The following is a 22,345-nucleotide window of genomic DNA, read 5'->3' on the forward strand; positions in this document are numbered from 1 at the left end:
CTGCCGCCAGCGTTCAATCTGAGCCATGATCAAACTCTTCAATTTAAAAGTTTGATGCTCAATGAATTAAACTTCGTAATGAATTACGTGTTCACTCGTTGAGACTTGGTATTCATTTAGTGTCCGAAGACATTAAGAATCCATGTCACTTTGAGTGCCCACACAGATTGTCTGATAAATTGTTAAAGAGCAGTGCCGCTTCGTTTTCGCTGCGGCGCGGGGGTGTGCATATTACGCTTTCCCGCTACAGAGTCAAGCGTTTATTTTGCTTTTCTCTTCTGACCCGGCGGCGTGTGTGCCGTTGTTCCGTGTCAGTGGAGGCGCATTATAGGGAGTTATTCCGAAGCCGCAAGGATAAAGTGAAAATTATTTTCCAACTGCTCACTTTCCAGGCAAACCTCATTCCAGACCTCAATTTTCGCCTGGTTTTTAAACAAAAACGAGCCGCAAGCGGCTCGTTTTTTCGTTTTGTGACTTACTGCACTGCCACAATGCGATCCTCGTTGGCTTCCAGACGGATAACTTTGCCTGGAATCAACTCTCCGGAAAGAATCTGCTGCGCCAGCGGATTTTCGATCTGCTGTTGGATAGCACGTTTTAATGGACGCGCACCGTACACCGGATCGTAACCATTCTCGCTCAGCAGCTTCAGCGCCTCGTCAGAGATGTGAATTTCATATCCCCGCTCTTCCAGACGTTTGTACAGACGCTGCAACTGGATCTGCGCAATCGACGCAATGTGTTTCTCACCCAGAGGATGGAATACCACCACTTCATCAATACGGTTGATGAACTCAGGACGGAAGTTATGGCTCACGACACCGAGCACCAGATCCTTCATATGGCTATAGTCCAGCTCACCGAAACGTTCCTGAATCAAATCGGAACCCAGGTTCGAGGTCATGATGACAACCGTATTACGGAAGTCGACTGTTCTCCCCTGCCCATCGGTCAGACGACCATCATCCAGCACCTGAAGCAGAATGTTGAAGACATCCGGATGCGCTTTCTCTACCTCGTCCAGCAGAATGACGGAATAAGGACGACGGCGCACCGCTTCTGTCAGATAACCACCTTCTTCATAACCCACGTATCCCGGAGGTGCACCGACCAGACGCGAAACAGAGTGCTTCTCCATAAACTCGGACATGTCGATACGCACCATCGCATCATCGCTGTCGAACATAAAGTTAGCCAGCGCTTTACACAGCTCGGTTTTACCGACACCGGTTGGCCCCAGGAACAGGAACGAGCCAATTGGGCGATTCGGATCGGACAGCCCTGCACGGCTACGACGAATAGCGTTGGAAACCGCTTCAACCGCCTCATTCTGACCAATCACCCGGTTATGTAAATCCTGCTCCATACGCAGCAGTTTTTCACGCTCGCCTTCCAGCATGCGTGCCACAGGGATACCGGTCCAGCGAGCCAGCACTTCGGCAATTTCCGCATCCGTCACTTTATTACGCAACAGACGCATCGTTTTGCCTTCAGACTGCGTAGCAATCTCAAGCTGTTTTTCCAGCTCAGGAATTTTGCCATACTGCAGCTCTGACATCCGCGCCAGATCGCCCACACGGCGGGCCTGCTCAATGGCAATTTTTGCCTGTTCGAGTTCCGCCTTTATGGTCTGAGTGCCGGAAAGAGATGCTTTCTCGGCTTTCCACTCTTCTTCCAGCTCAGAATACTGGCGTTCTTTATCGTCCAGTTCTTCATTGAGCATATCCAGGCGTTTCTTACTGGCTTCATCAGACTCTTTCTTCAGCGCCTGCTGTTCCAGCTTGAGCTGGATGATACGGCGGTCGAGCCTGTCGAGCTCTTCCGGTTTCGAGTCAATCTGCATACGAATGCTCGAAGCCGCTTCATCGATCAGGTCGATTGCTTTATCCGGCAACTGACGATCGGCAATATAACGATGCGAAAGCGTCGCCGCCGCAACAATGGCCGGGTCAGTGATCTGCACATGGTGGTGCAGCTCATAACGCTCTTTCAGACCACGCAAAATCGCGATGGTATCTTCAACGCTTGGCTCAGCAACAAACACTTTCTGGAAACGACGTTCAAGAGCAGCATCTTTTTCAATGTACTGACGATACTCATCAAGCGTAGTGGCACCGACGCAGTGAAGTTCACCACGCGCCAGAGCAGGTTTCAGCATGTTCCCGGCATCCATCGCGCCGTCCGCTTTGCCCGCACCGACCATAGTGTGCAGTTCGTCGATAAACAGGATGACATTGCCTTCCTGTTTCGCCAGATCGTTAAGCACGCCTTTCAGACGCTCTTCGAACTCACCACGGTATTTCGCCCCGGCTACCAACGCGCCCATATCCAGCGCCAGTACGCGGCGGCCTTTCAGGCCTTCCGGCACTTCACCGTTGACGATACGCTGCGCCAGTCCTTCAACAATGGCGGTTTTACCAACACCCGGTTCACCAATCAGCACCGGGTTGTTCTTGGTACGACGCTGCAATACCTGGATAGTACGGCGGATCTCTTCGTCACGGCCGATAACCGGGTCAAGTTTGCCCTGTTCAGCACGCTCGGTCAGATCGACCGTAAATTTTTTCAAAGCCTGACGTTGGTCTTCGGCTCCCTGATCGTTCACGCTTTCACCTCCGCGCATTTTCTCAATCGCCTGAGTCACATTGGCGGTGGTCGCACCAGCAGATTTCAGCAGGTCGGTCAAGGTACCGCGTGATTCAAGCGCCGCCAGAACAAACAACTCTGACGAAATAAAGTTGTCCCCACGTTTTTGCGCCAGCTTGTCGCAAAGGTTCAGCACACGCACCAGATCCTGCGACGGTTGAACGTCGCCGCCGGTCCCTTCGACCTGCGGTAAACGGCTCAGCGCCTGATCAATGGCTGTGCGTAACTGGCCAGCATTAATGCCAGCGGACGTTAATAAAGGACGTACCGATCCCCCTTCCTGATTCAGCAAGGCGCTCATTAAATGAAGAGGTTCGATAAATTGGTTGTCGTGCCCCAGTGCGAGGGACTGGGCATCGGCGAGAGCAAGCTGGAATTTATTAGTAAGACGATCCAGACGCATAACTCCTCCCATAACAGGTCAAATTTGCTACTGGAGATTAAATGAGGTCATCCCTCAATTATTCAAGGTTAATGACCTGAATTATGTGAAAAGAAAACGGCACGTGCCGGATCGTCTTGATTCTTTAGGTTATATCAGCCAAATAAAACTTGCCATACGACCCGTCGTCTTGTCGCGGCGATAAGAGAAAAAATCACCCTTTTCGGTGAAGGTACAGCGATCGCCACCGAAGATCTGCGTCACACCGACATTATTCAGGCGCTGGCGAGCAAGCTGGTAAATATCGGCCAGATATTTATCCCCCGAAGGCAGGAAGGCGTCCACTGCTTGTAGATCTTTATCGATAAATGCTTCACGAACCTCTGGTCCCACCTCAAAAGCGCGAGGGCCAATGGCCGGACCAAGCCAGGCCATGATATTGGCAGGCTCATCTTTAAAGCAGGAGACGGTCTCCTCCAGCACGCCTTCACACAGGCCGCGCCATCCCGCATGTGCTGCTGCGACCTCAGTACCTGCACGGTTACAGAACAGCACAGGCAGACAATCAGCAGTCATTACGGCACAAACCGTTCCCGGAATATTACTATAAGAGGCATCAGCGCGTTTTGAAGCGTAGGGTTCTGCCGTCAGCTTCAGCACCGTTTTTCCATGAACCTGTTCCAGCCAAACCGGTTTTGACGGCAAGTTCCCCGTAGCAAACAGACGCTTGCGGTTTTCTTCAACGTGCTCCAGGTTGTCGCCACAGTGTGCACCGAGGTTCAGTGACTCCCACGCCCCCTGGCTCACACCGCCAATACGGGTTGAACTGCAGGCGGCCACACCTGCAGGCAATGGCCATTCCGGGACAATCAGTTTGGTCATAACCAGTCCACTTGATCCTTATGTTCTTCAAAATCGGCACGCATGGCGTCAATAAGTTCCACCATATCCTGCGGGATAGGTGCATGCCACTCCATCTGAATACCAGTGATAGGATGGTAAAGACGCAGCATGGTCGCGTGTAGCGCCTGACGATCGAATTTACGCAGTACGCTGATGAACTCATCCGATGCGCCTTTTGGCGGACGTGGACGGCCACCGTATACCTGATCCCCCACCAGCGGATGGGTAATGTGGGCCATATGCACGCGGATCTGGTGAGTACGCCCGGTTTCCAGACGCAGACGCAGACGCGTATGGATACGGAAGTGCTCCATGATGCGATAGTGCGTCACCGCCGGTTTACCCATCGGATGCACCGACATATGAGTACGTTTGGTTGGGTGACGGCTGATTGGCTCTTCCACTGTTCCACCAGAGGTCATATGCCCAATGGCTACCGCTTCATACTCTCGAGTGATTTCGCGCAGCTGCAGCGATTCCACCAGACGGGTCTGAGCTGGAACGGTCTTCGCCACCACCATCAAACCGGTGGTGTCTTTATCCAGACGGTGAACGATTCCCGCGCGCGGGACATCTGCGATAGGCGGATAATAATGGAGAAGCGCGTTAAGTACTGTACCGTCAGGATTCCCCGCCCCCGGATGAACAACCAGGTCACGTGGTTTGTTGATCACCAGAATGTCATCATCTTCATAGACGATGTCCAGTGGGATATCCTGCGGCTCGAAGCGGATTTCCTCTTCGATTTCAGCATTGATGGCGACAGCTTCCCCACCTAACACTTTCTCTTTTGGCTTGTCCCAGATCTTGCCGTTTACCAGCACGCGCTGGTCAAGGATCCATTCTTTTATGCGTGAACGCGAATAATCAGGGAACAATTCGGCCAAAGCCTGATCTAAGCGTTGACCGAGCTGATTTTCGGAGACTGTTGCGGTGAGTTCTACTCGTTGTGCCATAAACTGCTTCTTCGTTTAACGTTGGGTTTTACGGCTTTGCCGTTTAATATAGTGTGCTATTGTAGCTGGTCTTAATCGGGAGCAGGAACAGAGTTTCTCCCGGACAAACATTTGAGGAAAGTCAAAACGTCATGACGCGCATGAAATATCTGGTGGCAGCGGCCACGTTGAGCCTGGCTTTGGTGGGCTGCTCCGGTTCAAATGAACAGGTCCCTGACAATCCGCCGAATGAAATCTATGCGACTGCACAACAAAAGTTGCAGGACGGTAACTGGAAACAGGCGATAACGCAACTGGAAGCGTTGGATAATCGCTATCCATTTGGTCCGTATTCGCAGCAGGTACAGTTAGATCTCATCTACGCATACTACAAAAATGCCGATCTGCCGCTGGCTCAGGCAACCATCGATCGTTTCATGCGTCTGAACCCGACTCATCCTAACATCGACTATGTGATGTACATGCGCGGCCTCACCAACATGGCGCTGGACGACAGTGCGCTGCAGGGCTTCTTCGGCGTGGATCGTTCCGACCGCGACCCACAGCATGCACGTGATGCCTTCAATGACTTCTCCAAATTGGTGCGCGGCTACCCGAACAGTCAGTACGTGACTGACGCGACCAAACGTCTGGTGTTCCTGAAAGATCGTCTGGCGAAATATGAATACTCCGTGGCGGAATACTATACCCGCCGTGGCGCATGGGTTGCCGTGGTTAACCGCGTAGAAGGTATGTTGCGTGATTATCCGGATACTCAGGCAACGCGTGATGGTCTGAAGCTGATGGAAAATGCTTACCGTCAGATGCAGATGACCGCTCAGGCTGACAAAGTAGCGAAAATCATCGCAGCAAACAGTAGCAACACCTGATATTGCCTCAATGTAAAACGGCAGCCCGAAGGCTGCCGTTTTTTTATTCATTCTGGATATAAGCTGAAGCGGTTTAGCCTCAACACATCCTATCAACTATGACCGCAATTTTTACCTTCCACAAGGTAAATCTCACCTCTTCCTGCCCTGCCTCACAAAAAAGATTCCCTGACAAAAACCGACAAAATAACGTGATCTAAATCACACATTTTGACATTGGGTCGGGTATGCTGGAATCACCAAGACGGAAAGACAAGAGGTAAAATTTATGACAATGAACATTACCAGTAAACAAATGGAAATTACTCCGGCAATTCGCCAACACGTCGCAGACCGTCTCGCCAAACTGGATAAATGGCAAACTCATTTGATTAACCCACATATCATCCTGTCCAAGGAGCCGCAGGGTTTCATCGCTGACGCAACTATCAATACTCCAAACGGCCATCTGGTCGCCAGCGCAAAACATGAAGATATGTACACCGCAATTAACGATTTGATCAACAAGCTGGAACGGCAGCTCAATAAAGTGCAACACAAAGGTGAAGCCCGTCGCGCCACAACATCGGTGAAAGACGCCAGCTTCGCGGAAGAAGTTGAAGAAGAGTAATCCTTTAAATTGAGTGTACCGCCAACGCGCCTTCGGGCGCGTTTTTTATTGACAGGGTGAAAACAGTGCGGGTACTTTAACGGTATCAAGCACAGGATGATTTCATGAAACTAACGCCGTTTTTCTTCGCATTCTTTTTTACCTTCCCCTGAATGGGAGGCGTTTCGTCGTGTGATAAAGAATGCGAAGACGAACAACAAGGCCTCCCACCCCGGGAGGCCTTTTTTATTGATAACGATAAAACGAGACAGGCAACACTATGACACCGGAAAACCCGTTACTGGATCTACGCGTTAAAATCAGCGCGCTGGATGAGAAATTACTGGCGCTGCTGGCAGAACGCCGCTTACTCGCTGTCGAAGTGGGTAAAGCTAAACTGGATTCCCATCGTCCGGTGCGTGATATCGACCGCGAGCGTGACCTGCTGGAGCGCCTGATTCAGCTCGGCAAAGCGCATCACCTGGATGCGCATTACATCACCCGCCTGTTCCAGCTCATCATCGAAGACTCTGTTCTGACCCAACAAGCACTGTTGCAGCAGCATCTGAACAAAACCAATCCGCACTCTGCGCGTATCGCTTTCCTCGGGCCAAAGGGCTCTTATTCACACCTGGCGGCACGTCAGTATGCAGCCCGCCATTTCGAAGAGTTTATTGAAAGTGGATGCGCGAAGTTTGCCGATATTTTCAATCAGGTTGAAACCGGCCAGGCTGATTACGCCGTGGTCCCGATTGAAAATACCAGCTCCGGTGCCATCAATGATGTCTACGACCTGCTGCAACACACCAGTCTGTCGCTGGTTGGTGAGCTGACCATTCCAATTGACCATTGTGTCCTGGTCTCTGGCTCCACTGACCTGAGCAAAATCGAAACGGTGTACAGCCATCCGCAGCCGTTCCAGCAATGTAGTCAGTTCCTGAACCGCTATCCGAACTGGAAAATTGAGTACACTGAAAGCACCTCTGCGGCGATGGAAAAAGTGGCGCAGGCAAATTCCCCAACCGTTGCTGCACTGGGTAGCGAGGCCGGTGGCGCGCTGTATGGCCTTCAGGTACTGGAACGAAACCTGGCAAACCAGACGCAAAATATCACCCGCTTTGTGGTACTGGCCCGCAAGGCTATTAACGTCTCTGACCAGGTACCGGCGAAAACCACGCTGCTGATGGCCACCGGCCAACAGGCCGGTGCGCTGGTTGAAGCACTGCTGGTACTGCGTAACCACAACCTGATCATGACGAAACTGGAATCACGCCCGATTCATGGAAATCCGTGGGAAGAGATGTTTTATCTTGATATCCAGGCCAACCTGGAATCGTCCTCAATGCAAAAAGCCCTGCGTGAACTGGGCGAAATCACCCGTTCAATGAAAGTGCTGGGCTGTTACCCGAGTGAAAACGTCGTTCCGGTCGACCCGACCTAACGTTCGATAAAGCGGCTTTTCTTCATCCCTGCCACACTGACGGGCAGGGTGAAGATGGCTCCGGAAAGTGGGTACTTCGCCACCTCCTCCACATCCATGTTTTCCCGCGTGGTGGTAATAAACAGCGTTTTCATATCATCACCACCAAAACAGACCATTGTCGGGCATCGTACCGGCATTCGATACACTTCAAGTTGCTCTCCTTGCGGTGAAAAACGCGCGATACGCCAGCCATCAAACAGTGCACTCCAGTAACAACCTTCCACATCCATCGCTGCACCGTCAGGTATCCCTTCGCCGTCGTTGAACCGGCGGAATACCTCCCTTTTACCGGGTTCCCCCTGCTCATCCAGCGGGGTACGGTAGATAACGCCGTTTGGCGTATCAGAAGTAAACATCCACCGTTTGTCAGGGCTAAATGCCAGACCATTGTGGCCGTGAATGTCGCACTGGATAACTTTCGGTGTCAGGTCGTTGTCGATACGCATCAACAGTGCACCGTTGTAATCACCCGGCCCCCAGAACGTCCCCGCATAGAACCGCCCATGATGATCCGTTCCCCCATCATTAAAGCGCGCCAGTTGCGGGTTAGACGGGTTATCACACACTTTACGCTGGAGTAGCCCGTGTTTGTCGGCAAGCCAGATACCATTGCGCATGGCGACGATAAACCCGCCACGCTCACGCAGAGCGAAACAGCCCACCTCTTCATGGAATGAAAGCACGGTGTGTTCCGCCGTCGGCAGATGATATCGGTGGATCTCCCCTTCCAGAATATCTGCCCAGTAGAGCGCACTCTCTTCTGCACTCCACGTTGGGCACTCAGGCAGATGCCCGGTGTAATTCAACAGCAGCTGCGGTTCAGCCATGACAGTTCCCCAAAATGAAAAAAGCCAGCAATGCTGGCTTTCAGTATATACATCATCGCATTACTGGCGACTGTCATTTGCCTGACGCAACAACGTACGACTCTCACTCTGGAAACGCTGCGCGTAATCGCCAAACCAATGCTCGACTTTGCGGAAGCTGTCGATAAATGCCTGCTTGTCTCCGTGCTCCAGCAACGTAATGGCTTCGCCGAAACGCTGATAATAGCGCTTAATCAGTGCCAGGTTGTTCTCAGACGACATAATAATGTCGGCGTAAAGCTGGGGATCCTGCGCAAACAGACGCCCGACCATAGCCAGTTCCAGACGATAGATGGGTGAAGAGAGCGCCAGTAGCTGTTCAAGCTGCACATTCTCTTCCGCCAGATGCAGCCCATAAGCAAAGGTCGCAAAGTGGCGAAGCGCCTGAATAAACGCCATGTTCTGATCGTGCTCAACCGCGCTGATGCGGTGCAACCGTGCGCCCCATACCTGAATCTGTTCCAGGAACCATTGATAGGCTTCCGGCTGACGACCATCACAGTAAACAACTACCTGCTTCGCCAGGCTGCCGCTGTCCGGGCCAAACATCGGGTGCAGACCCAGCACCGGGCCGGTATGCGCAGCCAGCATGGCCTGCAGCGGACCATTTTTAACAGATGCCAGATCCACCAGGATGCAATCATCCGGTAAAGGAGGAAGCTTCCCGATGATCTGCTCCGTCACATGGATCGGTACGCTGACGATCACCATTCCGGCATCTTTCATGAGTTCAGGAGCCTTTGCCCAGTCCTCTTTTTCCAGAATGCGCACCTGGTAGCCAGAAAGCGCCAGCATTTTTTCAAACAGACGTCCCATCTGGCCGGCACCGCCAACAATGACCACCGGACGCAGGGACGGACAAAGGGTTTTGAAGCCCTTGTCATTTTCACTCGAATAAGATTCCCGCATCACACGACGCAAGACATCTTCAATCAAATCCGGAGAGACACCCAGCGCCTGAGCCTCTTTGCGACGAGAGGCCAACATTGAGGCTTCACGCTCCGGCACATAAATCGGCAGGCCGTATTTGCTTTTAACCTCACCGACTTCAGCAACCAACGCCATGCGGCGCGCCAGCAAGTCCAGCAGCGCCTTATCCACTTCATCTATTTGATCGCGTAATGCGGTCAATTCAGCAACCATACCTAACCTCTTAAGCCAGACGCGTCGCCAGCTGGCCGTTTAAATCTTTATGGATCTCACGCAGCAGCGCATCGGTGGTCTCCCAGCTGATGCAGGCATCCGTCACGGATACACCATGCTTCATTGCGCTACGCGGTTGTTCAGATGATTGATTGCCTTCATGAATATTGCTCTCAATCATCAGACCGATAATAGAACGGTTGCCATCTTTGATCTGCGCGACCACCGATTCCGCAACCGCAGGCTGACGACGGTAATCTTTGTTCGAATTACCATGACTGCAATCTACCATCAGTGCAGGACGCAGTCCCGCCTGCTCCATCTCTTTTTCGCACTGCGCCACATCCGCTGGGCTGTAATTCGGTGCTTTACCCCCGCGCAGGATCACATGACCATCCGGGTTACCCTGCGTTTGCAGAAGGCAAACCTGTCCTGCCTGATTAATACCGACAAAACGGTGCGGCATTGCGGCGGCGCGCATGGCGTTAATCGCGGTAGCCAGGCTGCCATCAGTACCATTTTTAAAACCAACCGGCATCGACAGGCCTGACGCCATCTCGCGGTGAGTTTGTGATTCCGTGGTGCGCGCACCAATTGCGGACCAGCTGAACAGATCGCCGAGGTATTGCGGGCTATTCGGATCCAGCGCTTCCGTCGCCAGCGGCAGCCCCATGCTGACCAGTTCCACCAGCAGGCGACGCGCAATCTTCAGCCCGGCTTCCACATCAAACGAGCCATCCATGTGCGGATCGTTAATCAACCCTTTCCAGCCAACGGTAGTACGTGGCTTTTCAAAATAGACGCGCATCACCAGATAGAGGCTATCGCTGACCTCCTCCGCTAATGCTTTAAATCGATGAGCGTACTCAATGGCGGTTTCAGGATCGTGAATGGAGCAAGGACCACATACCACCAGCAGGCGCGGATCGCGGCCAGCGATGATGTCAGAAATGGTCTGGCGAGAATGCTCAATCTGAGCCTCCTGCGCAACGCTCAGCGGGAACTCCGCTTTCAGTTGATCCGGCGTAATTAAAACCTGTTCGTCAGTGATATGTACGTTGTTCAGCGCGTCTTTTTGCATGATGGCGATCCTGTAAAACTCGTTTGCGATAGTTGTTGTCCTCAAAGAGGTGAAACCACCATACCATAAAAAGTAAACATTTCAATCCAAAATACGTACACTTTAATTTACACAAGCCAATTTATTGCAAAAATCATGGTATAAAAACGTAAACTTTAAATTACACAGCAACTTTCTTTAGCCAGGCTATGCTGAAGAAAAAAGGAGAATGGCTATGCGTTCAATTGCTCTCGCGCTGTTGTCGCTGTTTTTATCGGGCTGCCAGATCAATCCTTACACCTTCCAGCCCGACTGGACCAGTCCATCCTGGTTTGATGCAGGTAAAGAAGACGCCATGAACGGCCTGCCAGTTAAAGATAACCAGACCCTGGCCGATAGTTTTAACGACCCACACGTTGATCGTAGTGAATATCTTCGTGGCTATGCCGATGGTCAGAAGAAAGTCTGTGAAGAGGGGTTTATTCACGCCTGGGGATTAGCAGGCAAATCTTTTCCAGCCAGTTGCGATACTGCCGAAAACGCAGCAAAACTGCATGAGTCATGGCAAAAAGGGATGGATGAAAGTATGCGTTCCAGCAGACTAAATTAAGTCTGTTTTTATCCATCGGAAAATAAACAACAGTAGGATTTAGCTTAGGTCGGCCTCAGGTTATTTCTGACATAATGACGGCTTTGATAAACAATGGTATTCTGCCCGCAACTCTCAAGGACATCTATTTCCGGAGCGATGTGGCGGATTCTGGTGAGAAATTCATTCTTGATCTCTTTTTTCCGACTCACTCTGGCACTAATGCTGTTCCTTATGGTGGGCCCAGCGACGGCAGGCGCGCTTACGGAAACGGATAAATCGGTACGCTCGATTGTCTCAGGTATTGTGAGCTATACGCGATGGCCATCACTATCCGGGCAGCCTAAACTCTGCGTTTATGCCTCTTCTCACTACACTCGTGCACTCAGCGACGAAGAGGGGCAAATCAGCGGGTTACCTTATACCCCTGTCATTGTACGTAACGATCAGGAAGCTCTGGCCGAAACGTGCGATGCTATTTATTTCGGGTCTGAATCGCCTGCAAAACAACTTGAATTAATAAGTCAATATCAGGGCAGAGCATTGCTATTAATCTCAGAGCAAAATCCGGAATGTGCTATTGGCAGTGCCTTTTGCCTGATAATCGATCGCGGTCAGGTACGGTTTGCTGTCAATCTTGATGCGTTGGCTCGAAGTGGCGTGAGAGTCAATCCGGATGTATTAATGCTTGCACGGAATAAGCAGCATGGATAAAGATTTCACATCAACGCCACGCCCAACGTTTAAAAGAACATTGAGGCGAATCAACATGATAAGCGTCATCATAACGATGACGTTAATATGGCTTTTGCTCTGTTTTGCATCCGTCGTGACATTAAAGCAATACGCACAAAAAAATCTCGAATTAACCGGCGCAACGATGAGCCATAGCCTTGAAGCCTCCCTGGTTTTCAACGATTCTCTGGCAGCCAACGAAACACTTGCTACCCTGGGTAAACAGGGGCAGTTTGCCGTGGCAGAAGTCGTCAACGCGCATAAAAAGCGGTTTGCTTACTGGTCATGGAACCCGGAAGATAACAACGACACACTGGGTGCGCTGGTCAGCCGCTGGCTTTTCCCCGAACCGATTTCACAGCCCATCATGCATAATGGTGTGATGATCGGCGAAATTCGCCTTACCGCACGTGACAACCTCATTAGCCATTTCATCTGGATGTCATTTGCCGTTCTCACCGGCTGCATTCTTTTTGCTACCGTCGTCGCGCTCACCATTACACGATCATTGCATCATGGTATGGTAACGGCCCTGCAAAACATTACCGACGTCGTTCATGACGTACGGACGAATCGCAACTTCTCTCGCCGGGTAAGAGATGGTCGTATCGAAGAATTTCACCAGTTTGGTGAAGACTTCAACAGCCTTCTGGATGAGATGGAGGAATGGCAACTGAAGCTGCAGGCGAAAAACGCCCAGTTGCTGCGTACCGCCATGCACGATCCATTGACCGGTCTTGCCAATCGGGCGGCTTTTCGTAACAGCATCGCGGCATTAATGAACGACATCTCCGCGAAAACAAACTCTGCTCTGCTGTTCCTCGATGGCGATAATTTCAAATTTATTAATGACACCTGGGGGCATGCTGCAGGCGATTGCGTGCTAATTGAAGTCGCTAGCAGGATGGTTGAATTTGGCGATAAACGTTATCAATCATACCGCCTCGGCGGTGACGAATTCGCCATGGTGCTATACGGCGTGCATTCTGAACTCGAGGTCCAACACATTTCTGCTGCACTATCGCAGCAGTTTATCCGTCCGTTTGATCTGCATAATGGGCACACTGCATCAATGTCACTCAGCATTGGTTATGCTCTGGCGTGGGAAAATACCTCAGTAGAGGCATTACTGGAGCATGCCGACCGCAATATGTATCTGGTGAAAAACCAGCGTTCGAAAACAATATCCTAAAAGGAATACGATATGTTAAAGCGATACTTCGCGCCGTTGTTACTGGCATCACTCGTCCTGGCTGGCTGTCAGACTCCGCCAAAAGGGAAATTCACTCCAGAGCAAATCGCGGCAATGAAGTCATACGGCTTTAACGAATTAAATGGCGACTGGTCTCTGGGGCTGTCGGACAAAATCCTGTTTGATAAAAATGACGCCACACTGCGCCCGGAAAGTGAAACCCAGATCCAGACAATGGCCTCACGCCTGGCAGCGACCGGCATAAACCATGCCCGCATGGATGGTCACACAGATAACTATGGCGAGGAGGGCTATAACGAGGCGCTTTCATTAAAACGCGCGAACGTCGTAGCAGACGCGTGGGCAAAAGGGGCAAATATCCCGCGCAGTAATCTCACCACGCAGGGATTAGGTAAAAAATATCCGGTTGCGAGCAACAGTACCCCGCAAGGGCGTGCTGAAAACCGTCGGGTGGCAGTCGTTATCAGCACACCATAAGGTTATTTAGCGGATGATTCGGCGAGCGACACGCCAGTTGCCGCTCGCCAGCGTAGCCAGTCAACCAGAACAAACAGAGCCAGACTCACGCCCATTACTGGCAAAGCCAGGCCGAGCAGTACACTGATTATCGCCGTGACGACCTTGCCCCATCCCGTGAGCGCCAGCCAACTCTGACAAAGCGTCTGGACCGGATTTGCCGCCGATTGCGCCGGACGACGCATCCACCACATCCGGTATCCCCAGATGATTAGCACACACAACGCCAGGCCAAACGCCACAAGCAGTAACTGATTAACCAGCCCGAATAAGATCCCCATATGGAAATCTACCCCCCAGCGGGTGAGCTTCGCCATCAATGGGAAATCCTCGAAGCGGGTTCTGTCCAGAATCTGCATCGTATTGGGATCAACTGCTACGGCGTCGACCTGCGTCGGCCAGCTACGATCGATTTCCGTCACAGTCCAGGCTTGATTCTCTGTTTTCGCCGGGCGGATCTCCAGCTTGTTGGCCTCAATTCCTGCATTACGTGCAGCGCTTAGCACACCATCAAAATGGGTGAGATCCATCGCCATCTCATGCATCATCATTCCGCTGTGATGACCACGGTGTTCGGCGTGTTCATCCACGATCTCCTGCTGACCGGAAAGTGTTGTGTTCACCTGCGGGGTTAGCCAGTTCATCTCAGCACGCAGCTTATCAACGTTTCCCCCCGCCCATTGAGACCAGGTCAGGCCTGTCACTGAGAACAGCAGCATTCCACCCAGCAACGTCCAGCCTAACGTCACATGCACGCGACGCCGATTCTGGAAACGATTGTTAATTCGGCGTTTTGGTCGGGTATAAAACCACAGGGCAATCCCTCCCAGCGCGGCAACCCACATCCACGAGGCCGCCAGCTCGCTATAGAGTCGACCGACATCACCCAGCATCAGCGAGGTATGCAGATAATCAATGGTCTGGCGGAGCGGTAAAATTCCGCTGGTGCCATACACCGTAATATCGCCACGCACCGCAAGGCTGACTGGATCAATAAAAATAGCGCGGGTCTCCGATGGGCCAAGCGCAGGGTCAGCAAACATCACACGGGTGGTTTCACCCGCAACCAGGCTAGGACGAACGGCATGTAAACGCAGATCGGTGCCAATGGTTTTTTCAGCCACGGCAATTTGTTCCGCCAGAGGTTTCGCCTCCCCCACTGAATCCGTGTAGAGCGCGTGCCGATACAGGGCATTTTCCAGTTGCGGCGTTGCTACATACAGCGTACCGGTCAGTGCAGCGAAGAAGATAAATGGGCCGACAAACAGCCCGATATAGAAATGCAGGCGACGCAGCAGGTTTCCCCATGCCGCGCGCGGAGTGCAGGTAGTCATACTTTTCCTTTTTAAGGCAAAAAGTTATCGATATTTTTTTAAAGGGAAAAAGCAGACTGATGCGGTGGCGCGCGGGTATCAGGATAGAGCCAGGGGAAAAAATGCCAATGACAAACCACCTGGCGCGTTGGTTTAACACGAAGCCTTTGCAGCACCACACTGAGCAGGACGATCAGAGCCAGCATCACGCCCGGAACATGGGCTAATAGTACGCAGTAGCCACACGCTTCCGCATGGTCGACAGGCATGGTGTGCTGCATATCACCATGATGTTCATCCATCGACATCATACTCATGTCATGATGCATGCCCGGCATGGCACTCATGGGATCTTTTTGCAGCGAGACGGAGATAAGCGGCGCCACCACGATCAGCAGGATCGCGAACAGTGCGGTCAATGCCGCAGCGCGTGTCCAGTTGTGCTGATGCAGTACGTTATCCACTTACCCTCCACGGAAGAGGCAAGCATTGTAAATGATTTATGACAAAAGGGTTAACGCGAGAGATGCGATGAGATAAAAAAAGGGCCAGCCTTTCGGCCAGCCCTTTTTAACAGGATGTCGCTTAAGCGAATCTTAGTTCAGACGCTCTTTAATACGAGCAGACTTACCAGTACGCTCACGCAGGTAGTACAGTTTAGCTTTACGTACAGCACCACGACGTTTAACAGCAATGCTGTCAACTACCGGAGAGTGAGTCTGGAAGACACGCTCAACGCCTTCGCCGTTGGAAATTTTACGAACAGTGAATGCAGAGTGCAGACCGCGGTTACGAATAGCGATAACCACGCCCTCGAATGCCTGCAGACGTTTTTTGGAACCTTCAACAACCCATACTTTCACTTCCACGGTGTCACCTGGACGGAAGGAAGGTACGTCCTGCTTCATCTGCTCTTGTTCAAGTTGCTTAATAATGTTGCTCATAATTTAATCTCTTATCCTGGGTAAACTGATATTCGGGAGCGTATTACGCATTCCCATCATGTTCATGCTGCTGTTGCGCGTGTTCAGTTTTGAACTCGGCCAGCAACTTTGCTTGCTCTTCAGTCAGAGCCAGGTTTTCCAGAAGTTCAGGTCTTCTAAGCCAGGTTCGGCCCAGCGACTGCTTCAAACGCCAGCGACGTATCCCGGCATGGTTTCCAGACAGTAACACTGCCGGTACTTCCATCCCTTCTAACACTTCAGGACGAGTATAGTGTGGGCAGTCCAGCAACCCATCAGCAAAGGAATCTTCCGTTGCTGAAGCTTCGTGACCCAGAACCCCCGGAATGAACCGGGCGACGGAGTCAATCAGCGTCATTGCTGGTAACTCACCACCGCTGAGAACGTAATCGCCGATAGACCATTCTTCGTCAATCTCGGTTTGAATTACGCGCTCATCTATCCCTTCGTAGCGACCACAGACCAGAATCAGCTTTTGATTCGTCGCCAGTTCGCTCACGCCAGCTTGATCAAGCTTGCGTCCCTGAGGTGACAGATAAATCACCTTTGCGCCTTCACCTGCCGCGGCTTTTGCTGTGTGAATGGCGTCCCGTAAGGGTTGCACCATCATTAGCATCCCCGGTCCGCCGCCGTAAGGACGATCGTCCACGGTACGGTGCCGGTCATGAGTAAAGTCACGAGGACTCCAGCTCTGGATGCTCAGCAGGCCATTCTTTACTGCCCGGCCAGTTACCCCGTAATCGGTAATCGCGCGGAACATTTCAGGAAACAGGCTAATTATGCCAATCCACATAGCGCCGTCTTTTACCGTTTATCCGGAGAATTTAAAAACCAGGATCCCAATCTACTTCAATCGTTTGAGTAGTGAGATCGACTTTCTTGATAACCTGTCCATCGAGGAACGGGACTAACCGCTCCTTGATGCCAAATGCATCTTTCAGGTTTGCCTTGATGACGAGAACGTCATTTGACCCGGTTTCCATCATATCGATGACTTTTCCCAGGCTGTAGCCTTCGGTGGTAACGACCTGGCAACCCATAAGGTCTTTCCAGTAGTAGTCACCCTCTTCCAGCGCCGGCAACTGCGACGAATCCACGACAATTTCACAATTAGTCAGCGCATTCGCGGCATCACGATCATCAACGCCTTTCAGCTTGATGATGATGTCCTGATTGTGGTGACGCCAGCTTTCCAGCTCGACCTCTTCCCACTTACCGCCTTTCTGGATAAACCAGGGCTGGTAATTAAAAATGCTATCAGCGTCTTCAGTGGAGGAAAACACTCTGAGCCAACCACGGATACCGTAGCAAGAACCCATTTTTCCCAATACGATCGGTTCAACAGGTGCTTTATTGCTCATCATGACCACCGTGACAGATTAAGCTGCTTTGTTTGCTGCTTTGATCAGCGTAGCAACGCGATCGGAAACAGTAGCGCCCTGGCCAACCCAGTGAGCGATACGATCCAGATCCAGACGAGTTTCTTCTTCTGCGCCAGCGGCCAGTGGGTTGAAGAAACCAACGCGCTCGATGAAGCGACCGTTGCGTGCATTACGGCTGTCAGTCACAACAACCTGGTAGAACGGACGCTTTTTAGCGCCGTGACGTGCTAAACGAATAGTTACCATAACATCCTCTTGTGTGAATAAAACAACCGGGCCCCATCGAGGAACGGAGCCCGGGTGTCATATTAAAAGCCCGAAAATTTTACTCATTTTCGGGCAAAAAGCAATCTCAAAAGCGATTAACGTCCTGGAAAGCCTGGGGGCATCATCCCTTTCATCCCACGCATCATCTTCGCCATGCCGCCTTTCTTCATTTTCTTCATCATGCGCTGCATGTCGTCGAACTGTTTCAGAAGACGGTTAACATCCTGTACCTGCATGCCACAACCGGCGGCAATACGGCGTTTACGGGAACCTTTGATGATATCCGGGTTAGCACGTTCTTTAAGGGTCATCGAGTTGATGATCGCCTCCATACGCACCAGCACCTTGTCATCCATCTGCGCTTTCACATTGTCAGGGATCTGGCCCATGCCCGGCAGTTTGCCCATCAGGCTGGCCATGCCGCCCATGTTTTTCATCTGACGCAGTTGCTCAAGGAAGTCGGTCAGATCGAAACCGTCGCCTTTTTTCAGCTTGCTCGCCAGCTTTTCAGCCTGCGCGCGGTCAACCTTGCTCTCGATATCTTCGATCAGCGACAGCACGTCGCCCATGCCGAGAATACGGGAGGCAATACGATCCGGATGGAACGGCTCCAGCGCTTCAGTTTTTTCGCCCACGCCGAGGAATTTAATCGGCTTACCGGTGATATGACGAATCGAGAGAGCTGCACCGCCACGGGCGTCACCGTCCACTTTGGTCAGGACTACACCGGTTAACGGCAGCGCTTCATTAAACGCTTTCGCGGTATTTGCCGCATCCTGACCGGTCATGGCGTCGACAACAAACAGGGTTTCTACCGGATTGATAGAGGCATGCACCTGCTTGATTTCGTCCATCATCGCTTCGTCAACGTGCAGACGACCGGCGGTATCCACCAGCAGCACGTCGTAGAATTTCAGCTTCGCTTCTTTCAGCGCGGCATTAACGATGTCGACAGGTTTCTGAGCCACGTCTGACGGGAAGAAATCCACACCAACCTGCTCTGCCAGCGTTTCCAGCTGTTTGATCGCCGCCGGGCGATAGACGTCCGCAGACACCACCAGCACTTTCTTCTTGTGCTTCTCGCGCAGGAATTTACCCAGCTTACCGACGCTGGTCGTTTTACCCGCACCCTGCAGACCCGCCATCAGCACCACGGCCGGTGGCTGAGCCGCCAGGTTAAGCACCTGGTTCTCTTCACCCATCGCCGAAACCAGTTCGTTACGAACGATTTTGACGAACTCCTGACCCGGGGTCAGGCTCTTGTTAACTTCATGACCAACCGCTTTCTCTTTAACGCGGTTGATAAAATCACGCACAACCGGCAACGCCACGTCTGCTTCCAGCAGCGCCATGCGCACTTCGCGCAGCGTTTCCTTGATGTTGTCTTCGGTAAGGCGTCCTCGGCCGCTGATGTTGCGCAGCGTGCGCGACAAACGATCGGTTAAATTATCAAACATTGTCTCTCGCCTGAGTAGAAACGTTGGGCCGCCATGAGCGACACATACACAGAATTTTGCCGGAGTATAACATGAAGGCGCCTTTGTTGTTATGCAACGGTTGGAGCAGGCGTCACGTAACGTTATACTGCTTCTCTTTCTTATTAAGACAACTGTCGATGCCTATATGCCTGTTTTCGCACTGATCGCCCTTGTTGCCTACTCCGTCAGTCTCGCGCTGATCATTCCCGGACTGCTGCAAAAAAACAGCGGCTGGCGGCGCATGGCTATTCTTTCCGCGGTGATCGCACTGATAAGCCACGCTTTTGCGCTGGAATCACGCATCATCCCCGGCGACGGCAGCGTGCAAAACCTGAGCGTCCTCAACGTCGGCTCGCTGGTCAGCCTGATGATCTGCACGGTGATGACCATTGTGGCCTCTAAGAATCGCGGCTGGTTACTGCTGCCGATTGTGTATACCTTTGCGCTGATCAATCTGGCTTTAGCCACCTTTATGCCCAATGAGTTCATTACGCATCTGGAGGCGACGCCAGGTATGCTGGTGCATATCGGCCTGTCGCTTTTTGCCTACGCGACGCTGATTATCGCCGCGCTCTACGCCATGCAGCTCGCCTGGATTGACTACCAGCTCAAAAACAAAAAGCTGGCATTTAACCACGAGATGCCACCGCTGATGGTCATTGAACGTAAAATGTTCCACATCACCCAGGTGGGCGTTGTTCTGCTGACACTCACGCTCTGCACGGGCCTGTTCTACATGAAAAACCTGTTCAGCGTGGAGAATATCGATAAAGCGGTACTCTCTATCGTTGCGTGGTTTGTCTATATTGTCCTGCTATGGGGCCATTACCATGAAGGCTGGCGCGGTCGCCGCGTGGTCTGGTTCAACGTCGCGGGTGCGGGCATTCTCACCCTTGCCTATTTTGGCAGCCGCTTCATACAGCAATTTGCTGGCTAAGAAACAAAGGAGTTCCCCCTGGAACACATCTCTACCACCACGCTGATCGTTACGCTGATCGTCATGGTGGTCATCTCCGCCTATTTCTCTGGCTCGGAAACCGGCATGATGACCTTAAACCGCTACCGGTTACGTCATCGTGCTAAGCAGGGTAACCGTGCCGCCCGTCGCGTCGAGAAACTGCTCCGCAAGCCGGATCGCCTGATAAGCCTGGTGCTCATTGGCAACAACCTTGTCAACATTCTTGCCTCTGCGCTGGGCACCATCGTCGGGATGCGCCTGTACGGCAATGCCGGGGTCGCTATTGCTACAGGTGTGCTGACGTTTGTGGTGCTGGTATTTGCGGAAGTGTTACCCAAAACCATCGCCGCGCTTTACCCGGAAAAAGTGGCTTACCCGAGCAGCTTCTTGCTCGCACCGCTACTGGTCCTGATGATGCCGCTGGTCTGGCTGTTGAATATGGTCACCCGTGTCCTGATGCGGATGGTGGGTATTAAAGCCGACGTCGCCATCAGCAGTGCGCTCAGCAAAGACGAGCTGCGCACCATCGTGAATGAATCCCGCTCGCAGATTTCCCGACGTAATCAGGACATGCTCCTGTCGGTGCTTGATCTGGAGAAGGTGAGCGTGAATGACATCATGGTGCCGCGTAACGAAATCGTAGGTATTGATATCAACGATGACTGGAAAGCCATCGTCCGCCAGCTGACGCACTCCCCGCACGGACGTATTGTGCTCTATCGCGACTCTCTCGATGACACCATCAGCATGCTGCGCGTGCGCGAAGCTTACCGCCTGATGACCGAGAAAAAGGAGTTCACCAAAGAGGTGATGCTGCGTGCCGCCGACGAGATTTACTACGTACCGGAAGGAACACCGCTCAGTACGCAACTGGTGAAATTCCAGCGTAACAAGAAGAAAGTCGGCCTGGTGGTTGATGAGTACGGCGATATTCAGGGGCTGGTGACGGTCGAAGATATTCTGGAAGAGATTGTCGGGGACTTTACCACCTCAATGTCCCCTTCCCTTGCGGAAGAAGTGACCCCACAAAACGACGGCTCGGTGCTGATTGACGGAAGCGCCAACATTCGCGAACTCAACAAAGCCTTTAACTGGCATTTACCGGAAGATGAAGCGCGAACCATGAACGGCATGATCCTCGAAGCGCTTGAAGAGATCCCGGCTGCGGGCACGCGGGTACGAATTGAACAGTACGATATTGATATCCTGGACGTGCAGGACAATATGATTAAGCAGGTGAAGGTCCTGCCTGTTAAACCACTGCGCGAAAGTATCGCGGAATAATATTGTAGTGCCGGGTAAGGCGAAGCCACCACCCGGCACTACAGGGTGGCAAATTATGCTTTCGCTTTCGCCACGGTCACCATTGCAGCACGAATGGTACGGCCGTTCAGGGTATAACCTTTCTGCATCACACCCAGTACTTTACCGGCTTCGACGTCTTCAGATTCCACCATCGCGATCGCCTGGTGCACGTTAGGATCCAGTGGGACGTCGGTATCCGCAATCACTTCTACGCCGAACTTACGCACCACATCGAGCATGGATTTCAGCGTCAGTTCGATACCTTCGATCATCGCTGCGTTGTCCGGATTCGCTTTATCAGCCACTTCCAGCGCGCGATCGAGGCTATCAATCACCGGCAGCAGTTCGTTGACGAATTTCTCCAGCGCAAATTTATGCGCTTTTTCAACGTCCAGTTCGGTACGACGACGCAGGTTTTCCATTTCCGCTTTGATACGCAGCACGCCGTCGCGTTCACGATTCAGTGCTTCTGCTAACTGAGCTTCCAGATTCGCAATTTTCTCATCGCGCGGGTCCACCTGCTCAGCAGATGCGTCTGGCTCTACAGCCTCAACTTCATCATGCTGTTCCGTGATAATTTCTTCAGGGGCTTGCCCCTCAGGCGTTTTCTGTTCTTTACTACTCATGAATTTCTCCGCGTTTTTCTGCATTCATCTCGCTAACTTCGCTTATTATGGGGATCAGTTTCCGGGATTCAAGGGAACAAGACAGATTGTCATCATTCATCAGG

Annotated in this window: 24 protein-coding genes and 1 other annotated feature; of the genes, 10 read left to right on the top strand and 14 right to left on the bottom strand. The window is 52.0% G+C overall.

Annotated elements, in window-relative coordinates:
- Positions 1–475 precede the first annotated feature (475 nt).
- The 3 genes from clpB to rluD all read right to left on the bottom strand — a co-directional run bounded on the left by clpB (position 476) and on the right by rluD (position 4,887).
- Positions 476–3,049, bottom strand: a complete 2,574-nt coding sequence (gene clpB / locus WB237_RS15470; RefSeq protein ID WP_336214378.1) for an ATP-dependent chaperone ClpB — start codon at positions 3,047–3,049, stop codon at positions 476–478.
- 129 nt (positions 3,050–3,178) lie between these two features.
- Entirely contained in the window at positions 3,179–3,910 is a 732-nt protein-coding gene (gene yfiH / locus WB237_RS15475; RefSeq protein ID WP_336214382.1) for a purine nucleoside phosphorylase YfiH, read from the bottom strand.
- Positions 3,907–4,887: a 23S rRNA pseudouridine(1911/1915/1917) synthase RluD gene (gene rluD, locus WB237_RS15480; protein ID WP_028016723.1), complete on the bottom strand. Its 981-nt coding sequence runs from the start codon at positions 4,885–4,887 to the stop codon at positions 3,907–3,909. Before rluD ends, yfiH begins: the two co-directional genes overlap by 4 nt.
- A 131-nt stretch (positions 4,888–5,018) precedes the next feature.
- On the opposite strand from rluD, the gene bamD reads away from it, so the two are divergent.
- The 4 genes from bamD (at position 5,019) to pheA (ending at position 7,786) form a co-directional block, all read left to right on the top strand.
- Positions 5,019–5,756, top strand: coding sequence for an outer membrane protein assembly factor BamD (bamD, locus tag WB237_RS15485; protein WP_013098339.1), 738 nt, complete (start codon positions 5,019–5,021; stop codon positions 5,754–5,756).
- A 268-nt stretch (positions 5,757–6,024) separates the two neighbouring features.
- Positions 6,025–6,366 (top strand): ribosome-associated translation inhibitor RaiA, encoded by a 342-nt coding sequence (raiA, locus tag WB237_RS15490; protein ID WP_008502470.1) that lies wholly within the window; start codon positions 6,025–6,027, stop codon positions 6,364–6,366.
- A gap of 103 nt (positions 6,367–6,469) precedes the next feature.
- Positions 6,470–6,595 (top strand) — a sequence feature (Phe leader region).
- Positions 6,471–6,518: a pheA operon leader peptide PheL gene (gene pheL / locus WB237_RS15495; RefSeq protein ID WP_100249759.1), complete on the top strand. Its 48-nt coding sequence runs from the start codon at positions 6,471–6,473 to the stop codon at positions 6,516–6,518. Its footprint overlaps the feature before it by 48 nt.
- Positions 6,596–6,625: 30 nt before the next feature.
- Positions 6,626–7,786, top strand: a complete 1,161-nt coding sequence (pheA, locus tag WB237_RS15500; RefSeq protein ID WP_129995162.1) for a bifunctional chorismate mutase/prephenate dehydratase — start codon at positions 6,626–6,628, stop codon at positions 7,784–7,786.
- On the opposite strand, the gene WB237_RS15505 is transcribed toward pheA, so the two are convergent.
- From WB237_RS15505 to aroF, 3 genes are read right to left on the bottom strand one after another with little or no spacing between them, the layout of a single operon-like run.
- A complete protein-coding gene (locus WB237_RS15505) occupies positions 7,783–8,655 on the bottom strand; it encodes an SMP-30/gluconolactonase/LRE family protein (protein WP_336214387.1) in 873 nt (290 codons plus the stop codon). The genes pheA and WB237_RS15505 overlap by 4 nt on opposite strands.
- A 60-nt stretch (positions 8,656–8,715) precedes the next feature.
- Positions 8,716–9,837, bottom strand: a complete 1,122-nt coding sequence (gene tyrA, locus WB237_RS15510; RefSeq protein ID WP_336214390.1) for a bifunctional chorismate mutase/prephenate dehydrogenase — start codon at positions 9,835–9,837, stop codon at positions 8,716–8,718.
- A gap of 10 nt (positions 9,838–9,847) precedes the next feature.
- Positions 9,848–10,918, bottom strand: coding sequence for a 3-deoxy-7-phosphoheptulonate synthase AroF (gene aroF / locus WB237_RS15515; RefSeq protein WP_028016727.1), 1,071 nt, complete (start codon positions 10,916–10,918; stop codon positions 9,848–9,850).
- Positions 10,919–11,132: 214 nt separating this feature from the next.
- Between aroF and WB237_RS15520 the strand changes: the two genes are divergently transcribed.
- The 4 genes from WB237_RS15520 to WB237_RS15535 all read left to right on the top strand — a co-directional run bounded on the left by WB237_RS15520 (position 11,133) and on the right by WB237_RS15535 (position 13,911).
- Positions 11,133–11,507, top strand: a complete 375-nt coding sequence (locus WB237_RS15520; protein WP_028016728.1) for a DUF2799 domain-containing protein — start codon at positions 11,133–11,135, stop codon at positions 11,505–11,507.
- Positions 11,508–11,660: 153 nt separating this feature from the next.
- On the top strand, positions 11,661–12,200 hold the full coding sequence (locus WB237_RS15525) for a YfiR family protein (protein WP_336214393.1): 540 nt from the start codon (positions 11,661–11,663) through the stop codon (positions 12,198–12,200).
- Positions 12,193–13,413, top strand: a complete 1,221-nt coding sequence (gene dgcN, locus WB237_RS15530) for a diguanylate cyclase DgcN (protein WP_114978722.1) — start codon at positions 12,193–12,195, stop codon at positions 13,411–13,413. The genes WB237_RS15525 and dgcN overlap by 8 nt, the downstream gene beginning before the upstream one ends.
- A 12-nt stretch (positions 13,414–13,425) precedes the next feature.
- Positions 13,426–13,911, top strand: coding sequence for an OmpA family protein (locus WB237_RS15535; protein ID WP_336214396.1), 486 nt, complete (start codon positions 13,426–13,428; stop codon positions 13,909–13,911).
- 2 nt (positions 13,912–13,913) lie between these two features.
- On the opposite strand, the gene WB237_RS15540 is transcribed toward WB237_RS15535, so the two are convergent.
- From WB237_RS15540 to ffh, 7 genes are all read right to left on the bottom strand, one after another.
- Entirely contained in the window at positions 13,914–15,284 is a 1,371-nt protein-coding gene (locus WB237_RS15540) for a PepSY-associated TM helix domain-containing protein (RefSeq protein WP_336214398.1), read from the bottom strand.
- Positions 15,285–15,322: 38 nt separating this feature from the next.
- Positions 15,323–15,727 (bottom strand): DUF2946 domain-containing protein, encoded by a 405-nt coding sequence (locus WB237_RS15545; RefSeq protein WP_336214400.1) that lies wholly within the window; start codon positions 15,725–15,727, stop codon positions 15,323–15,325.
- Between the two features lie 132 nt (positions 15,728–15,859).
- Positions 15,860–16,207 (bottom strand): 50S ribosomal protein L19, encoded by a 348-nt coding sequence (gene rplS / locus WB237_RS15550; protein ID WP_002914145.1) that lies wholly within the window; start codon positions 16,205–16,207, stop codon positions 15,860–15,862.
- Between the two features lie 43 nt (positions 16,208–16,250).
- The gene (gene trmD / locus WB237_RS15555) at positions 16,251–17,018 is read right to left on the bottom strand and encodes a tRNA (guanosine(37)-N1)-methyltransferase TrmD (protein WP_028016734.1); all 768 of its coding nucleotides are present in this window, start codon (positions 17,016–17,018) and stop codon (positions 16,251–16,253) included.
- A 31-nt stretch (positions 17,019–17,049) separates the two neighbouring features.
- On the bottom strand, positions 17,050–17,589 hold the full coding sequence (rimM, locus tag WB237_RS15560) for a ribosome maturation factor RimM (RefSeq protein WP_049007936.1): 540 nt from the start codon (positions 17,587–17,589) through the stop codon (positions 17,050–17,052).
- Positions 17,590–17,604: 15 nt separating this feature from the next.
- Positions 17,605–17,853, bottom strand: coding sequence for a 30S ribosomal protein S16 (gene rpsP / locus WB237_RS15565; protein WP_003863133.1), 249 nt, complete (start codon positions 17,851–17,853; stop codon positions 17,605–17,607).
- A 116-nt stretch (positions 17,854–17,969) separates the two neighbouring features.
- Positions 17,970–19,331 (bottom strand): signal recognition particle protein, encoded by a 1,362-nt coding sequence (ffh, locus tag WB237_RS15570; protein ID WP_008502496.1) that lies wholly within the window; start codon positions 19,329–19,331, stop codon positions 17,970–17,972.
- A 166-nt stretch (positions 19,332–19,497) separates the two neighbouring features.
- Here ffh and WB237_RS15575 point away from each other — a divergent pair, with 166 nt between their 5' ends.
- Both WB237_RS15575 and WB237_RS15580 read left to right on the top strand, forming a co-directional pair.
- Positions 19,498–20,289, top strand: a complete 792-nt coding sequence (locus WB237_RS15575; RefSeq protein ID WP_032666789.1) for a cytochrome C assembly family protein — start codon at positions 19,498–19,500, stop codon at positions 20,287–20,289.
- Positions 20,290–20,307: 18 nt separating this feature from the next.
- Entirely contained in the window at positions 20,308–21,594 is a 1,287-nt protein-coding gene (locus WB237_RS15580) for an HlyC/CorC family transporter (RefSeq protein ID WP_336214807.1), read from the top strand.
- 53 nt (positions 21,595–21,647) lie between these two features.
- Here the strand turns inward: WB237_RS15580 and grpE are convergent, their stop codons facing one another.
- A complete protein-coding gene (gene grpE / locus WB237_RS15585; protein WP_147279798.1) occupies positions 21,648–22,241 on the bottom strand; it encodes a nucleotide exchange factor GrpE in 594 nt (197 codons plus the stop codon).
- Between the last annotated feature and the right edge of the window lie 104 nt (positions 22,242–22,345).

The organism is Enterobacter sp. P82 (genome assembly GCF_037053385.1).
Classification (GTDB): Bacteria; Pseudomonadota; Gammaproteobacteria; order Enterobacterales; family Enterobacteriaceae; genus Enterobacter.

Bases quoted from the DNA above. Each gene is read 5' to 3' on its own strand.
- clpB (WP_336214378.1), bottom strand. From the start codon at position 3,049: ATGCGTCTGGATCGTCTTACTAATAAATTCCAGCTTGCTCTCGCCGAT.
- yfiH (WP_336214382.1), bottom strand. From the start codon at position 3,910: ATGACCAAACTGATTGTCCCGGAATGGCCATTGCCTGCAGGTGTGGCC.
- rluD (WP_028016723.1), bottom strand. From the start codon at position 4,887: ATGGCACAACGAGTAGAACTCACCGCAACAGTCTCCGAAAATCAGCTC.
- bamD (WP_013098339.1), top strand. From the start codon at position 5,019: ATGACGCGCATGAAATATCTGGTGGCAGCGGCCACGTTGAGCCTGGCT.
- raiA (WP_008502470.1), top strand. From the start codon at position 6,025: ATGACAATGAACATTACCAGTAAACAAATGGAAATTACTCCGGCAATT.
- pheA (WP_129995162.1), top strand. From the start codon at position 6,626: ATGACACCGGAAAACCCGTTACTGGATCTACGCGTTAAAATCAGCGCG.
- WB237_RS15505 (WP_336214387.1), bottom strand. From the start codon at position 8,655: ATGGCTGAACCGCAGCTGCTGTTGAATTACACCGGGCATCTGCCTGAG.
- tyrA (WP_336214390.1), bottom strand. From the start codon at position 9,837: ATGGTTGCTGAATTGACCGCATTACGCGATCAAATAGATGAAGTGGAT.
- aroF (WP_028016727.1), bottom strand. From the start codon at position 10,918: ATGCAAAAAGACGCGCTGAACAACGTACATATCACTGACGAACAGGTT.
- WB237_RS15520 (WP_028016728.1), top strand. From the start codon at position 11,133: ATGCGTTCAATTGCTCTCGCGCTGTTGTCGCTGTTTTTATCGGGCTGC.
- dgcN (WP_114978722.1), top strand. From the start codon at position 12,193: ATGGATAAAGATTTCACATCAACGCCACGCCCAACGTTTAAAAGAACA.
- WB237_RS15535 (WP_336214396.1), top strand. From the start codon at position 13,426: ATGTTAAAGCGATACTTCGCGCCGTTGTTACTGGCATCACTCGTCCTG.
- WB237_RS15540 (WP_336214398.1), bottom strand. From the start codon at position 15,284: ATGACTACCTGCACTCCGCGCGCGGCATGGGGAAACCTGCTGCGTCGC.
- rplS (WP_002914145.1), bottom strand. From the start codon at position 16,207: ATGAGCAACATTATTAAGCAACTTGAACAAGAGCAGATGAAGCAGGAC.
- trmD (WP_028016734.1), bottom strand. From the start codon at position 17,018: ATGTGGATTGGCATAATTAGCCTGTTTCCTGAAATGTTCCGCGCGATT.
- rimM (WP_049007936.1), bottom strand. From the start codon at position 17,589: ATGATGAGCAATAAAGCACCTGTTGAACCGATCGTATTGGGAAAAATG.
- rpsP (WP_003863133.1), bottom strand. From the start codon at position 17,853: ATGGTAACTATTCGTTTAGCACGTCACGGCGCTAAAAAGCGTCCGTTC.
- ffh (WP_008502496.1), bottom strand. From the start codon at position 19,331: ATGTTTGATAATTTAACCGATCGTTTGTCGCGCACGCTGCGCAACATC.
- WB237_RS15575 (WP_032666789.1), top strand. From the start codon at position 19,498: ATGCCTGTTTTCGCACTGATCGCCCTTGTTGCCTACTCCGTCAGTCTC.
- grpE (WP_147279798.1), bottom strand. From the start codon at position 22,241: ATGAGTAGTAAAGAACAGAAAACGCCTGAGGGGCAAGCCCCTGAAGAA.